Annotated in this window: 11 protein-coding genes and 1 riboswitch; of the genes, 7 read left to right on the top strand and 4 right to left on the bottom strand. The window is 57.0% G+C overall.

Features of this window, described 5'->3' with window-relative positions:
• Positions 1–21: 21 nt before the first annotated feature.
• Together TU86_RS11655 and TU86_RS11660 are read right to left on the bottom strand one after the other, a co-directional pair.
• Positions 22–474 (bottom strand): DUF1249 domain-containing protein, encoded by a 453-nt coding sequence (locus TU86_RS11655; RefSeq protein WP_048364465.1) that lies wholly within the window; start codon positions 472–474, stop codon positions 22–24.
• Positions 465–1,088 (bottom strand): NUDIX domain-containing protein, encoded by a 624-nt coding sequence (locus tag TU86_RS11660; protein WP_048364466.1) that lies wholly within the window; start codon positions 1,086–1,088, stop codon positions 465–467. Before TU86_RS11660 ends, TU86_RS11655 begins: the two co-directional genes overlap by 10 nt.
• Before the next feature lie 222 nt (positions 1,089–1,310).
• Here TU86_RS11660 and TU86_RS11665 point away from each other — a divergent pair, with 222 nt between their 5' ends.
• Positions 1,311–2,060 (top strand): RsiV family protein, encoded by a 750-nt coding sequence (locus tag TU86_RS11665; protein WP_048364467.1) that lies wholly within the window; start codon positions 1,311–1,313, stop codon positions 2,058–2,060.
• A gap of 142 nt (positions 2,061–2,202) precedes the next feature.
• Here TU86_RS11665 and thiC read toward each other — a convergent pair whose 3' ends face one another.
• Positions 2,203–4,092 carry a phosphomethylpyrimidine synthase ThiC gene (thiC, locus tag TU86_RS11670; RefSeq protein WP_048364468.1) on the bottom strand — a complete coding sequence of 630 codons (1,890 nt, stop codon included), beginning with the start codon at positions 4,090–4,092 and terminating at the stop codon, positions 2,203–2,205.
• Between the two features lie 154 nt (positions 4,093–4,246).
• Positions 4,247–4,352, bottom strand: a riboswitch (TPP riboswitch).
• Between the two features lie 173 nt (positions 4,353–4,525).
• On the opposite strand from thiC, the gene TU86_RS11675 reads away from it, so the two are divergent.
• Positions 4,526–5,962 carry a TolC family outer membrane protein gene (locus TU86_RS11675; RefSeq protein WP_048364469.1) on the top strand — a complete coding sequence of 479 codons (1,437 nt, stop codon included), beginning with the start codon at positions 4,526–4,528 and terminating at the stop codon, positions 5,960–5,962.
• A 509-nt stretch (positions 5,963–6,471) separates the two neighbouring features.
• Entirely contained in the window at positions 6,472–10,785 is a 4,314-nt protein-coding gene (locus TU86_RS11680) for a dermonecrotic toxin domain-containing protein (protein ID WP_239658782.1), read from the top strand.
• 26 nt (positions 10,786–10,811) lie between these two features.
• On the opposite strand, the gene waaA is transcribed toward TU86_RS11680, so the two are convergent.
• Positions 10,812–12,089 (bottom strand): lipid IV(A) 3-deoxy-D-manno-octulosonic acid transferase, encoded by a 1,278-nt coding sequence (gene waaA / locus TU86_RS11685; protein ID WP_048364470.1) that lies wholly within the window; start codon positions 12,087–12,089, stop codon positions 10,812–10,814.
• A 146-nt stretch (positions 12,090–12,235) separates the two neighbouring features.
• Here waaA and TU86_RS11690 point away from each other — a divergent pair, with 146 nt between their 5' ends.
• From TU86_RS11690 to TU86_RS11705, 4 genes are all read left to right on the top strand, one after another.
• Entirely contained in the window at positions 12,236–12,568 is a 333-nt protein-coding gene (locus TU86_RS11690) for a DMT family transporter (RefSeq protein WP_048364471.1), read from the top strand.
• A 134-nt stretch (positions 12,569–12,702) separates the two neighbouring features.
• Positions 12,703–13,881, top strand: a complete 1,179-nt coding sequence (locus TU86_RS11695; RefSeq protein ID WP_048364472.1) for an NAD(P)/FAD-dependent oxidoreductase — start codon at positions 12,703–12,705, stop codon at positions 13,879–13,881.
• A complete protein-coding gene (locus tag TU86_RS11700; protein ID WP_048364473.1) occupies positions 13,878–14,690 on the top strand; it encodes an aldo/keto reductase in 813 nt (270 codons plus the stop codon). Before TU86_RS11695 ends, TU86_RS11700 begins: the two co-directional genes overlap by 4 nt.
• A gap of 41 nt (positions 14,691–14,731) precedes the next feature.
• A complete protein-coding gene (locus TU86_RS11705) occupies positions 14,732–15,700 on the top strand; it encodes a hypothetical protein (RefSeq protein WP_048364474.1) in 969 nt (322 codons plus the stop codon).
• Positions 15,701–15,785: the final 85 nt, after the last annotated feature.

Here is a 15,785-nt window from a genome sequence, read left to right on the forward strand (position 1 = left end):
ATCGCAGCCAGCGCCTACGGCCTAGCGCACTTGTGCGTATTCGTGACCGCACGCCAGACAATGGCTCAACCACTCACCCAAAAACACATTGAGCTGGGCTTTTTCATCCGGCTGGTGCATGGCGTCGTTGGGGTAAGGATAGATGCTGCGAAAGCGGCGCGCGTGTTCGGCACCAATCACTTCGGCCATGCGAGCGTCGTGGTACACCTGCACCTGCAACTCTGGCACCGGCAGCCACGGCAAGCTATGTTCCTGGCGCACGCGCAACGTGCTGGTATACGGGCATTCGAGCATCACTTCGAGGGTCAGCACCCCGAGCATTTGATCACCCTGGGTCACGGCGATCCGCCGCGCGTCCGGCTGCTCGCGCATGTCGGGTAGCAAACGCATCAGGCGCGCATAGTTGGCTTCGCAGGCAGCCTGCAAGCCAATCAAGTCGACCCGATAACGGTCACGCCCCCCATTTACGACCATAGCCCCCTCACCTCCGCGCGATTAAGCGCCAGCCATTGCAAGGCAATAATGCTCGCCGCATTGGAAATCCGTCCATCTCGTACAGCTTGTAGCGCATCTTCGTACGCCCAAACTGTTACGCGGATATCTTCTGCTTCTTCTTCAAGCCCATGCAAGCCACCCACGCCTTCAGTGCTGCAACGCCCCAAAAATAGATGCACAAACTCAGTACTGCCGCCCGGTGACGGGAAGTAGCGGGTAATGGGCCATAACGAGGAGAAGGTCACGCCGGCTTCTTCTTCGCCTTCGCGGTGGGCCACCTCTTGCGGGTCAACCTCACCTTCCTTGTCGATCAGCCCGGCCACCAGTTCGATCAGCCACGGGGTATCGGTCTTGCCCATCGCGCCGACCCGGAACTGCTCGATCAGCACCACTTCATCACTTTGCGGGTCGTAGGGCAGCACACACACGGCATCATGGCGCACAAACACTTCGCGACTGATTTCACAGCTCATGCCACCGGCAAACAGTTCGTGGCGCAGGCGCACGCGATCCAGTTGATAAAAACCTTTAAAACACTGTTCGCGCTTTACGATCTCGACTGTGCTGGGCGTGGCTCGGGTGATATCCGTCATGTAAAACCTCTTGCTGGCAAATGCTCGCCGGGGTGGCCCACGGCATCGCGCATCCTAACGCGCCTGCGCGCTGCGATGCAGCCCCTTTTCTGACACGGGGATAGACGGATCACCTGCAAACCAACTCTAATTGACACTATTGAGCTTAGTGGCGAACTGATGCCTTTGTGGGCAGTCGAACCACCATAATTTTTGCTTTTGTTTCGTTGATGAAGGACGACCATGTCACTTTTAAAGATTGCCTCCATGACCTGCATCGCCCTGACCCTGGGCGCCTGCCAAAGCGTGTTTCAAGCGTCTGCGCCAAAGCCGCTGGCCGTTACGCCCGATGCATCGGAGCAGCTCAAGGCCGGCTGCAAAGGCCAGGACTGCCCGCTGGTTAACATTGATACGGTGCATTTTGCGGACGAACCAAAGCTGGACGCGCTGATTGAAGCTCGCCTGCTGAAAATGACCGTCAACTCGCCGGAAGATAAATTGGCGCCGTCGCTCAATGCTTACCGTGAACAGTTTTTACGCACCGCGCAAAGCCGCTACAGCAGCTACTTGCAGGCCAAGGTACGTGAGCAGCATGACGGTCTGGTGATTGTCGAATTGTCGAGCTACCTGGACACCGGCGGCGCGCATGGCATGCCGGGGCGCGGGTTTATCAACTATTCGCGCAAAGACCAAAAAGAAGTGACCCTGCAGGACATGTTGGTGCCGGGCCAGGAAAAGGCCTTTTGGGCCGCAGGCAAAGTGGCGCACAACAACTGGTTAATCAGCACCCGCTTTGGCAATGACCCGGAATTCGTGAAGACCTGGCCGTTCCAGCAAACCCCGCACGTAGCCCTGCTCAAAGACAACGTGGTGTTGAAATACGATGTGTACAGCATTGCGCCGTACTCCGAAGGCCATGTTGAGCTGAAGATCCCTTATTCGCGTTTGAACGGGATTCTTAAGCCAGAGTGGTTCCCTGTTCAGGGCAAATAAACATCACCCTCACCCTCCGGGAGAGGGTGAGGGTGAGGGGCTTTTAGCAGTAACGGCCCCTCACCCACTGCAACGCACCGGTCTGCAACACCATCAGGCAATACCGAGGAAAAACCACAGCCAAAACAGGTCGCGGTTTACATCACACTTTTTTGTACAGTTGGCTGCCTTCCTGCTTGAAGCGCTCGGCCTGTTCGGCAAGGCCTTTGGCAACATCGACGTCAATGGCGTCGATACGTTGGTTGGCGGCGTAGATGCGCACTTCCTGGGTGATTTTCATCGAGCAGAATTTCGGCCCGCACATGGAGCAGAAATGCGCGACTTTGGCCGAGTCCTTAGGCAGGGTTTCGTCGTGGTAGGAGCGCGCAGTGTCCGGGTCCAGGCCAAGGTTGAACTGGTCTTCCCAACGGAATTCAAACCGCGCCTTGCTCAACGCGTTGTCGCGAATTTGCGCACCCGGATGGCCTTTGGCCAAGTCCGCAGCATGGGCCGCAATCTTGTAGGTGATGATCCCGGTCTTCACGTCATCCTTGTTCGGCAAGCCCAAGTGTTCTTTAGGCGTGACATAACAAAGCATGGCGCAACCAAACCAGCCGATCATCGCCGCACCAATGCCCGAGGTGATGTGGTCGTAACCCGGCGCAATGTCCGTGGTCAGCGGGCCAAGGGTGTAGAACGGCGCTTCGTCGCAGCACTCCAGCTGCTTGTCCATGTTCTCTTTGATCAACTGCATCGGCACATGGCCCGGGCCTTCGATCATGCACTGCACGTCGTGCTTCCAGGCGATCTTGGTCAACTCGCCCAGGGTTTCCAGCTCGCCGAACTGCGCAGCATCGTTGGCGTCGGCAATCGAACCCGGACGCAAGCCGTCGCCCAGCGAGAAGCTGACGTCGTAGGCTTTCATGATTTCGCAGATGTCTTCGAAGTGGGTGTAGAGGAAGTTCTCTTTGTGGTGCGCCAGGCACCACTTGGCCATGATCGAGCCACCCCGGGACACGATGCCGGTCACCCGCTTGGCGGTCAGCGGCACGTAACGCAGCAACACACCGGCGTGGATGGTGAAGTAGTCGACGCCCTGCTCAGCCTGTTCGATCAAGGTGTCGCGAAACAGCTCCCAGGTCAGGTCTTCCGCCACACCGTTGACCTTCTCCAGCGCCTGATAAATCGGCACGGTGCCGATCGGTACGGGGGAGTTGCGGATGATCCACTCGCGGGTTTCGTGAATGTGCTTGCCGGTGGACAAGTCCATGACCGTGTCCGAGCCCCAGCGAATGCCCCACGTCAGCTTGGCCACTTCTTCTTCAATGGAGGACCCCAGCGCGCTGTTGCCGATGTTGCCGTTGATCTTCACCAAAAAATTGCGACCGATGATCATCGGTTCCAGCTCAACGTGGTTGATGTTGGCGGGGATGATGGCGCGACCGCGGGCGATTTCATCGCGGACAAATTCGGGGGTAATTTCCTTGGGGATGTTGGCGCCGAAGCTGTGACCGGCGTGTTGCTGGTCGAGCAAGCCCGCCGCCCGCGCCTCTTGCAACTTCATGTTTTCGCGGATGGCGACGTATTCCATCTCGGCGGTAATGATGCCCTGACGCGCATAGTGCATTTGGCTGACATTGACACCGGCCTTGGCCCGACGCGGATTTTTGACGTGGGCAAAACGCAGTTTGGTCAGTTCAACGTCGTCGAGGCGCATTTGCCCGAAGTTCGAGCTCAGCCCCGGCAGACGTTCGGTGTCCGCCCGGTCATTGATCCACGCTGAACGCACGTCGCCCAGCCCTTTGCGCACGTCAATCTGCACAGACGGGTCGGTATACGGGCCAGAGGTGTCGTAGATCAATACCGGGGCGTTGATTTCGCCACCAAAATCAGTGGGGGTCACATCCAGGCTGACTTCACGCATCGGCACCAGAATGTCGGGGCGCGAGCCCTGTACGTAGACTTTTTGCGAGCGGGTAAACGGCTTGACCGACTGCTCATCGACTTTTGCCGAGTCACTGAGATTGATCGCGTTTTTTGGTTTTGTACTCATCACGGCTCTCCAGACTGCATCCAGGCGGATTGTCGGAGGGAGAACCTGAAAAATGTACGGGTGCCCCCAAGGACTGGGTGCTGAGTGACGACCTCAAATGATTGCTCATTTTTTGAACAATCGATCCCGGACGGCACTCAAGAGGACTCGCCGGGTGACGAGAAATCTTGTTCCCTACGCAGGCGTTAACCTGATCAGGTTCAACGGGATCCGAAATTATTCGATCTCAGCCTCATAGCAAGGCACCCCGACAAGAACCCGGCCAGTCTAGACAAGAGTGACCCTGAACGCCAACCCCTGATTTTTTAACGTTACGTAAAGACGTACTAAGAGCATTGTTGCAAGGTGTCACGACTACTACACTCGCTACGTCTTGAAACCACGAGTCGGACTCGGGGGTTCATTTTCCGCATTCTTGAACTAGGGATCGCTCATGTTGCGCAAACTCTCACTGGCTGTCGCCGTGTCTTGGGCAACCAGCGCTATGGCGCTGGAGACAACGGCCCCGTTGGCCAGCCAAAATGGCCTGGTCAGCGTGTATCACGAAGCCGTTGATAACAACGCCGACCTGGCGGCGGCACGCGCCAACTACGCAGCACAAAAAGAAGTCGTGCCGCAGGCCCGCGCCGGTTTGCTGCCTAATCTGTCGGGCGGTGCCGAGTCGAGCAGTGTGCGCACCTCCATCGACCAGCCTTCGCTGACCACCACCCGCAGTGCCGTGGTGTATCAGGCGACCCTGGCCCAACCGATCTTCCGCATTGACCGCTGGTTCCAGCTCAAAGCCGCCGAGTCGGTCAACGAACAGGCCGCGCTGCAACTGTCGGCCACCGAGCAAAACCTGATTTTGCAAACCGCCGAGTCCTACTTCTCGGTACTGCGCGCCCAAGACACGCTGGCCGCAACCAAGGCTGAAGAAGCCGCGTTCAAGCGCCAGCTCGACCAGTCCCGTGAGCGCTTTGACGTGGGTCTGTCAGACAAGACCGATGTGCTGCAATCCCAGGCCAGCTACGACACCTCGCGCGCCAACCGGATTGTGGCCCAGCGCCAGGTCGATGACGCCTTTGAGGCGCTGATCACCCTGACCAACCGCCAGTACAACTCGATTGAAGGCATGCGCCACACGCTGCCGATCCTGCCGCCTTCACCCAACAACGCGAAAATCTGGGTTGAAACCGCAGCCCAGCAAAACTTGAATTTGCTGGCCAGCAATTTCGCCGTGGATGCCGCGCAAGAAACCCTCAAGCAACGCAAGGCCGGCCACGCGCCGACCCTCGATGCCGTGGCGCAGTACAAAACCGGCGACAACGACGGTTTTGGCCTGAGCAACCCCAATGCCTTGCAGCAGCGCTACAGCGGCGACGTCTCGCAACGCAGCATTGGCATTCAGTTGAACATTCCGATCTACAGCGGCGGGCTGACCAGCTCCCAGGTCCGTGAGTCGTACTCGCGGCTCGATCAAACCGAGCAACAGCGCGAAGGCTTGCGCCGCCAGGTGGTCGAAAACACCCGCAATCTGCACCGCGCGGTGAACACCGACGTCGAGCAGGTACAAGCGCGCAAGCAGTCGATCATCTCCAACCAAAGTGCGTTGGAAGCCACAGAAATCGGCTATCAGGTGGGCACGCGCAACATCGTTGACGTGCTGGACGCCCAGCGCCAGCTGTACAACTCGGTGCGCGACTACAACAACACTCGCTACGACTACATCCTCGACAACCTGCGCCTCAAGCAAGTGGCAGGCACGTTGAACCCAGGCGATCTGGATGCGTTGTCGCGCTATTTGAAAGCGGACTACAACCCTGACAAAGACTTCTTGCCCCCTGACCTGGCCCAAGCGGCGCAGGCCAATTTCCTCTCTCCGGCGAATTGACCCACGCCCTTCACTGGTTTTAACGCTAACCGCTATATCCAGATACCACCGCTCCTGGTGAGTTCAAGAGGTTAATACGGCATCGGTCGTGTGACCTCTTGGCTCTCAATACAGGAACGCCCATGTCTACAGTGACTTCAACTCCCTCTAACGCAACACCGCTGGTCCCCGCGCAAAACGCCGTAAGGGCCCTTTTTTCAACGCCCCCATCCCTGGAAGCTGTCGCTCGCAAAATGCTGACAGACGCCATAGCGCAGCAGTACCCCACGCTCAAGTTCAATCTCGCAATCACCCGTTTAGCGGTCCCTTTTGCCCATGGCGGGTGGGCCCTTCAGTCATTAATGACACGCGTCATGACCTACTTGGGCAGCGGAGCAGAACTGGACTTCAGCCCGATCAACGACAAAGCTTTTTACCTGACCGATAACGCGCCTGACGTGCTCGCCCCTGAAGAGGGTGAAATAGACATGAGCGTCATCGAAGGGTTGATCAAAGAGCTGAGTTGGCGCTTGCCCATTGGCTTGCAGAATGCGCTGACCGATTTCTGGGGTGAACCCTCAGACAACGGGGCTCACCGCTGGCAGTGGCTCAGTGATGTGCTTAAAGACACGCTGAGCATCAGGGCCTTTGAACAAGAAGATTTAACCGACAACGACCGCGATGCGCTTTATCAGGTTCTCAGTTTTCCCGAACGCGAGGAGCGAATACGCCAGTACGGTGAAAATGCTGTCCGCGCCTACTGGCTCAAATTGACGCTGGTGAACGCTGGCTCAACGTACTCAAAGCTGAGTTCACGCATCGTTTTTGCCAATACGGACCAGGTGCTGGAGTACACACCGGGCAGCACCAGCCGCTCTTTTCCGGATATCGAGACCCTCAAGCAAAACTGGAGTGCTCAACTCCACCAACTGTATAGCGTTGAAGAAGTTCATTTCAAAAGCTTCGAACTGGATGGCAATGCGTTTGACGCCTGTGCCGCCGCCATCCTGAACCAGCAATTGATGGATCTGAGTTTGATCGTCCTGCCCGCTAAAACAGGCTGGCGGGCACTTGAAGCGGTGTACCTGAAGATAACTGACACGGCAGAGTTCTTTGCAGACGCGCCGACAGCTAACCCTGAAACATTACGAACGCTAAAAACTCGACTTCCGCAATGGCTGAGCAGCGCCTCAAAAACCAATCAAATCCTCTACCGCCAATACAGTCTGGCGTTATCACGCACCAAAAAAATCAATAAAGGAAAGACCTACCTCTCAGGCCTGTCCAGCCTCCACACCTATGCCGCCGATGTCCTGCAACGGCAGATGCTGCTTGATCAAAAAAAATTCGAGCCAGAATCACCCACTCAACCGGTCGAGGGTGTATTTCAGGCCGATGATATTGAGCTGACTTATTTGAAAGCGGCAGGCTTACCCGGCGCAACAGGCATCATTGAACCGGTCACCCTCACCCTGACCGAATTGGCGGTGAAGAACCTGCAAGGTATTCCCAAAGACCAAATGACCCTGCGCCACCGCCAAGGTTTCAACCTGCCTGCCTGGCTGACCCCTGACTACATAACGCGTCGCGGCGGCTTGATAGAGCAAGCTGACATCGGCAAGGCTTATCTCGAACGTGTTGAAAGCGTGCTGTTGAGTGATACAGACGATGCAAAAGCCCGCGAAAGACTTTTTGCACAGCAGATACGTGCACAACTGCCCTTAGAAGCACTTGAATTGAGCCTCAAGCAAGAAAATGGCTTTACGGCACAGGGCGCCCGCTATATGGCTGCCATCGTGCAAAGTACCCCTGAGGGCCGAAAGATCAATGGCACAACCGTGGTGATCAGACATCTGGGGCTGCTGCGCCAAACAGGGGCCTCACCCGACATCGTCGCCAATATGTTCATTATTGAATCCAGCGATCTAGAGGACGGCCCACACATTTTGTACCGGCCCTTTTATTCGCCATCGCTGCTTGAGTTTTCCACACGCGCTGCACTGCTGGACGCAATTGCCCAACCGGGGGCATTACAAAACAGTGTATTGATCTGGCTGAACGATATTGCCCGTCCCATTTACGAAAACGGGGGGTTCAAGGAGCCCCACTTCATCCGCTTCGGGCTGGGCAGCGAATTCGCGCCTCTGGAGGCCCCCGAGCCCGCAATGCTGGTCACCAATGGCACGAGCAACGAGTTGCTTCAATTCCTGAACAACGGTCAGTTGATGCAATTCCTTTATGGCAACAATGCCCGGGCGATGGTGGCGCTGGCTGACGCTGAGTCAATATCCAATAGTGAACGCCGATGGAGCGTTTTTCTCGAGGGTGCGAGCCTTGTCGTGAACACACTGTTAGTGACACCCGTGCTGCCCCCTCCTATCATGCTGACGGCAGGTTTGCTCAGCGTAATGAATGCTGTCAGTCAAGACATTCCCGCCCTTGCCAGTAATGACACAACCGTGCGGGAGTTGGCAGCCGCCGATGTGTTGCTCAACGTAGGCATGTTGTTATTTCACCAGGCGATCAACGCCTTGCCCCGTTCGCATGTATTGCCCGAACACGTTCCCGGCCTGGTCATACAACCGTTCGCCCCCCCGCGAATAGCTGAACAGTGGCCTGAACCACCCACGCCAAAAGTCATCCCGGGAACCATTTCGCTTCCTGGCGAGCCCCCGAATACCGAAAGTACGTTACTGGATTTCAGTTTTTTTAATGCCCGTAATCGTCTGACGACCAGTCAAAAAGAACTGCTCGCGCAGTTCAAAGTTCCAGCCCCCGAAACACGCCCTCCAGCAGCCACCAGCGGCATGCACAAAGGGCAATTTTACTTTGATCAGAAGTGGCATGTCTTGATTGAGCAGGAACTGTACCCCGTTGATATGGATCCTGACGGGGCTGCGGTGATCGTTGGCGCATCGGATATCAACCATCATGGCCCCGCCGTGAGATCCGACAACAACGGCAACTGGTCGCTGGATTTACGCCTACGATTGTTAGGTGGAATGCCACCCAAACGTATCGCCGCCTACCAGCAAAAAAAATCCGCCCGTGTTAGCGAACTGCAGAGTGAGTGGCAGGCTTTTTTCAAACAAGAAGAACCCTTGCATAAAGCTGTCGACATCACGCAATCGGCAATGATAAAAGCCAAAAATGACCCGCGCTTTACCCCTGAGCAGTTGGCTTCACTGGGTGAAAAATTTGATAACGCGCTGCAAAAACAACGCAGTGCCTATCAGCAACTGCTGGAAAGCAACAAAGAGCGCATTGAATTGCAGATCCCCTTCCATGAACGGATTGTGATCTCCCTGCTACAAAAGCTGAGCGACAATCTGGTTAAGTCTTTGGCGCGCTCTGCATACAAGCAGGCCGATCTGCTCAAAGCATGGCCGCAATTCGCACGACCTGGCTTGGAAATGGAGCAAGCAAGTGAGGCAGACCCAGTAGGCTTCATGCAGTTCATCAGAGATGAAATTGCCATTAATGAACAGACTATTCAGTATCTTGAGCTCAGAAACAGTTACATCAATCAGTTATTAAACTTAAGCCCCGCAGGTGCGGAGGCGGCTGAGCAGATAACGTCCACATTCTCCAGAGATGAACATACCCCCCTGACTCTGAAGTCCTTCCAGCTTAGCTGTTTGAAGCTGGCCAGCTCCAAGCCCTCGGCGAACATTCTTGCCGAGGACAGCCTGGACCATGCCATAGACCCGCTCAGAGAGCATATTCACACCCACAACGAACTCAATACCCTGGATGTCGACGCCAGTAAGCGACTTGAAGTACTGGACAGCCTGACCCTGCATTACGGTCAGGCTCTGGATGCAATCCAAGGGATTGGTCTCATCCATGAGTCAGAGCTTGAACTCGACTACTTCAACACGCTTCGCCAACTGCTTGAAGACTTCTATCAAGACGTGACCCTGCAATTGGCAGCAGAGATCAAGCCCCCTGCAAAACCGAGTAGAAGCGCCCGCATACGCAGACCTTCCGTACGGGCAAAAGCGCAGAAAAAAGTGATCAGTGTGCGCGGCAAAGGCAAGCTGATCGGTGAGGTGAAGGCTCCAGGCCAGGAATGGCCGATAGAGGTCATTGAAGTCCGTTCCGATTACGACAACCAATTGCTGTCAACCTACTCGCAACACGGCGAGGAGTGGGTGGCCATCGAGACAGTCACTACGCCCACGCCCATAGAACGTCGTGCACTGAATATCATCAGAGGTGATGCTCGCCGGTACCTGGACAGGGTTGACGACAATCTGGGCAAGGCCAGGCAGTACAAAGCACTGTGTCGACACCCCGAAGAAATTGAAGAACTCCTCAGCCAGCAGGCCATTAAGCTCGACAAACTTGCCACCGAACTGCACTTTAGCGTGCAGGCTCAACCCCCCTCCGTACGCGCACCTAACGATCAAATCCTGATCGACAACCTGCGAAGTGCTTATCGACGCATGTTGACCGAGGGTCAAGAATTGCGCCTGCAATTGAGCCTTGAATTACCGCCTACCCATGGCAACTTGCAACACTTGTTGGACAAAAAACGCGTACAACTTGCGAAACTCGGCAAGCGTTTCCAGCTAAAAGGTGAGCGTAAAGATTTTATTCAAGAGTACGCGGTCAATGACCGGCGAGGCGCGCCCTTGTGGTATGCCCACTTTCATTACCCTGCGGCGGATACCCCCAAGCAGGACTATGCCATTGCCCACCTTAAAACCCGGGCGCAGCGAACACTCAGTTACTACTCGCAACTGGCAGAAGCACAAAACGGGCAAGCCATCGTGAATGTTCATCGCGGCCAAATAGGTAAATCACTGGCGCAGGAATGGTTTCTCCCACTAAGCGATTAAGCAACATCATCTTGCCGGTCGATGGTTCAGCGTGAAATGAGGAGCGCCAAGCTATCGAGCAACCGTTGTAAAGCACCTTGATTGGTTTGCATCACTTTCAATCCGGCCTCACCCATTTGCTGTGCATCGTGTGGTAATTCAAAGAGACGCTGCACCGCAATGGCCAGGCCGTGGGCATCATCTACCTCTTCCAGCGCGCCCGCCTCACGTAACAAGGCGGCGATTTCAAGGAAATTGAACAGATGCGGCCCGCTCAATACGGGCTTGGCCAAGGCCGCCGGCTCTAACAGGTTATGACCGCCATTTGGCACCAAACTGCCACCGACAAATGCACTGTCAGCCACCGCGTACAGAAACAGCAGTTCGCCCATGGTGTCACCCAGCAGCACATGGGTATGTGAATTCACCGGCGCGTTGGCAGAACGTCGCGCTGTGACGAAGCCTTCGCTCTGGCACAGCGCAAACACGTTATTGAAACGCTCGGGATGACGGGGGACCAATATCAGCAGCGCATTCGGATAACTGGCAAGCAACTGACGATGTGCCGCGAGAACGATTTCGTCTTCGCCTTCATGGGTGCTGGCGGCAATCCATACGGGGCGTTCCTGTGCCTGCCAGTGTTCGCGTAACGCTCGGGCTTTGATCAGCAGTTGCGGGTCAATGGTCAGGTCAAACTTGATCGAACCTGTGACCTGGACACACTCGGGCTGTGCGCCCAGTTGGCGAAAGCGTTCGGCTTCGGTTTGGGTCTGAGCGGCGATCAAACGCATCTCTTGGAGCATTGGTCGGGTCAAACTGGCAAAGCGAGCGTAGCCTTTGGCCGAGCGTGCAGAAAGGCGCGCATTGGCCAATGCCACAGGAATGCCGCGCTTGGCGCACTGGTGGATATGGTTAGGCCAGAGTTCGGTCTCCATGATGACGGCCAGCTTGGGCTGCACACGCGCCAAAAAGCGCGCGGCCGCCCACGGCAAATCGTAAGGCAGGTAGCAATGCTGAATGCGCGGTTCGTCGGCGAACAGGGCTTGAATACGCTCTGAACCTGTCGGCGTCATGCACGTCACCGTAATGGGCAACTGTGGATAACGCGTGAGCAACGCCCGAATCATCGGCGCCGCGGCAATGCTTTCCCCCACAGACACCGCATGTACCCAAATCCCGCCCGGTTGCAGCGTGGGCAGGTTCAACGCAAAGCGCTCGCCTATTCGTTTGGCGTACGCAGGCGCCTTGCGCGCTCGCAGCCACAACCGAATCGCCACCAGTGGTAGCCCCAGATGAAACAACAAGGTGTACAGAGTTCTATTCATGGGCGCGGAGTTTACTTGAAAACGACACGCACAATGATGGCACCGAACACGACCATCGCCCGGCGATATAAAAAAGGCTACACACTTTTACAACCTCTAGAATGCCTTGCTGTTAAATTGCCTCGCCTCATATTCAGGACCTCATCATGAACGCTTACTACTACTTGGCCATCGCCATTTGTGCCGAAGTGATTGCCACCGTATCGATGAAAGCGATCAAGGGTTTGAGCACCCCCCTGCCACTTGTCCTCGTGATTGCCGGTTACGCCACCGCCTTCTGGATGCTGACACTGGTGGTGCGCACCATTCCCGTAGGCGTTGCCTACGCAGTGTGGGCCGGTATGGGGATTGTGATGGTGAGCATCGCTGCCTTATTCATCTACGGCCAAAAACTCGATGTACCCGCCATCTTGGGCATGGGTTTGATCGTGCTGGGCGTGGTGGTCATTCAGTTGTTCTCCAAAACCGCCGGCCACTGAAACACGCCCCTCCTGTAGCAACTGCCTGAGGGGCGCAGCCTCGCGCAGCACGGATCTAGCTGCGACAGGGAAAAGGCCAGGTTGAGGATCAGGCTGTATACTCCCGGCCTTGTCTTTGAACGCTGAGGTCGCCCATGCCATCTGTTATTTCCACCGACGTGCTGATTGTCGGCGCGGGTATTGCCGGCCTCTGGCTCAATGCACGCCTGCGTGCCCAAGGGTTTTCGACCCTGGTGGTCGAGCGCGAAAGCCTGGGCGGCGGCCAAAGTGTGAAGTCTCAAGGGATCATTCACGGCGGCGCCAAATATGCGTTGCACGGCGCGCTGACCGGCGCATCCGAAGCCATTGCCGACATGCCGCGTCGCTGGCGCGAAGCCCTGGCCGGTGACGGCGAGCTGGACTTGAGCGGCGTACGCATTCTTTCCCAAGCCCACTATCTGTGGTCACCGGGCACGCTGGCTGGCAACCTCACCAGTTTTTTTGCCAGCAAAGCCGTGCGCGGCCGCGTGGATCAGGTCAAGGGCGATCAATTACCGCCTGCGCTGCAAGACCCGCGCTTCAAGGGCAAGGTCTATCGACTGGCCGAACTGGTGGTCGACGTACCGAGCCTGATCGAACGCCTGGCAACGTTGGCGGGCGATGGCCTGTTGGCCGGGCACGTCATCGAACCGCTGTTTGAGCACAACGAACTGGTGGGCCTGCGGGTCGACGGCCGCGAGATTCATGCGCAGCGCATTGTGTTCAGCGCGGGTGCCGGGAATGCCGAGTTGCTGGCGAGCGCCGGTATCAGCGTGCCCGCCCAACAGTTGCGACCTCTGCACATGGTGCTGGTCAAAGGGCCGACTCTAAAACCCTTGTACGCCCACTGCCTGGGGGGCGGCCCCAAGCCGCGCATCACCGTGACCACGCACCCGGCAGCCAATGGCGAGTGGGTGTGGTATTTGGGCGGTGACATCGCTGAAGCCGATGGCGTGGCCCGCGAACCTGGCGAGCAGATCGCCGTGGCGCAAAAAGAGTTGGGCCATTTGCTGCCGTGGGTCGACCTGAGCCAGGCGCAATGGGCGACGTTACGGGTCAATCGCGCTGAGCCAGCCCAATCAGGCCTTGTGCGCCCGGACAATGCATTCCTCGCCGACCAGGGCCGCCTGCTGGTGGGTTGGCCCACCAAGCTGGCGCTGGCACCTGACTTTTCGGATCGCGTGCTGCAAGCACTGGAACATGACGGCATCAAACCGGGCCAGCCCCCTGCCCTGCCTGCTGATTTGCCGCGCCCTGCACTGTGTAAAACCGCGTGGGAGCAATTGCTGCCATGAGCCAGGCGACTTTGCACGACCTGCATCGCCCACTGGGCAGCACCGGCCTGTTCGTCTCCCCACTGGGGTTGGGCACCGTCAAGCTGGGCCGTGATCAAGGGGTGAAGTACCCCAGCGGCTTTCAGATCCCGGATGACGACGACGCGCGCAGGCTGCTCAAGCTGGCGCGTGATATGGGCATCAACCTGATCGACACCGCGCCCGCCTACGGGCGCAGTGAAGAACGCCTTGGCCCGCTGCTGCGCGGCCAACGTCAGGACTGGGTGATCGTCAGCAAAGTCGGCGAAGAGTTCGTCAACGGTGAATCAAGCCACGACTTCAGCGCGCTCCACACACGGCGCTCGGTCGAACGTAGCCTGCAACGTTTGGAAACGGATTTCATTGATCTGGTACTGGTGCATTCCGACGGCAATGACCTGGCGATTCTCAATGAATGTGAGGTTTACCAAACGTTGGCCGAGTTAAAGCGTGAAGGTAAGATTCGTGGTTTTGGCTTGTCGGGCAAAACCGTAGAAGGCGGCCTTAAAGCCCTGGAAACCGGCGACTGTGCGATGGTCACCTACAACCTCAACGAGCAGGCCGAAAAAACGGTGATCGACTACGCCGCCGCTCACGGCAAAGCGATTTTGGTCAAAAAAGCCTTGGCCAGTGGCCACGTCTGCTTAAGTCCGGGGGTGGACCCGGTGCGCGCCAGCTTCGAACTGGTGTTTGGCCATCACGGGGTTGCCAGTGCTATTGTCGGCACCATTAATCCTTTGCACTTGGCCCATAACGTGGCAACTGTTGCGCAGGTGCTGCGCAAATCCTGATGCCGCCCACGCGGCCGACCCCGACGCAAGAAGGAGCCGACATGCCGCGTTCACTCATCCGCAAGAACCCCAGCGACTTCAAAACCTTGCCGCTGTTCGTCGAAGCCACGCCTGAGGGCCTGAGCTATCAAAGCGTCGGCATGCCGCTCAACTTTGCGCAAACCCTGCAAAAGCGCCGACAGGTCAATGTGACCGACACCGAGCGTTTTGGCCTGGAGCTGGCGAACCTCGGCGTGTCCGTACGCCTGACGCTGCAATGGCAAGGCCGTGATTATTGGGTGCTGGTGCGCCAACGGCGTCAGGACCGTGGCGACGTAGTACTCAAACTGATCTCAGGCTACGTGCCGGCCCACGAGGTGAATCTACCGTTGCATACGGCCATTCAGGAGGTGGCTGAAGAGTGCCTGCTCGAAACCCCGGAAGGCTGGCTGGGAGGTCGTTTTAATGAGACATGGCTTCCAGCGCCCTACATCAGCGCACTGCATTACCGCGAAGCGCTGCCTTTTCGCCTGACGCCCAACTCAGGCGCGGCGCGACCCGTACGGTGTGGCAGCCAGCCTTTGCTCGAACGCCCCAGAGCGTATGTGCATTTACCCACTGCGTCCCTGCAACTGATCTATGACCTGCGCCTTGAAGTGCCCAAAGAAGCCAAATCGTTGAGTTTGTTTCATGTCGATGAGCGTTTGGAGGGTGATCAATTGGTCGCCCGGCTGGATCGCAAGCGACCTGATTTGTACCTCATCCCCCTGACAGACGGCCAGCCGTGCGCCGAGTTGTACACCCTGAGCAAAGACCGCTTACAAGCTGCCAATACACGCGGACTGTATTTGGCGGAGAGCTTTGCGCCGCAGGACGGCTGGGTGGTGCGCGATGAGCGGATTCGCTGGAAGGACTGGCTCAAACAGCAGGGCTTGAGCGAAGCGGGTAAAGAGTCGCGGCTCAAGCGCTTGACGGGAAAGGCACGGCAGATATTCAGGAAGGTGGTGAAAACCAAAAGCCCCTCACCCTAACCCTCTCCCGGAGAGAGAGGGAACTGAGCGTGTTGATACGTGATTTTGCACAAGACGTTAGCCCTGATCGTCTCGATCAGCCCAC

It is taken from the genome of Pseudomonas weihenstephanensis (genome assembly GCF_001043055.1).
In the GTDB taxonomy this organism is placed as follows: Bacteria; Pseudomonadota; Gammaproteobacteria; order Pseudomonadales; family Pseudomonadaceae; genus Aquipseudomonas; species Aquipseudomonas weihenstephanensis.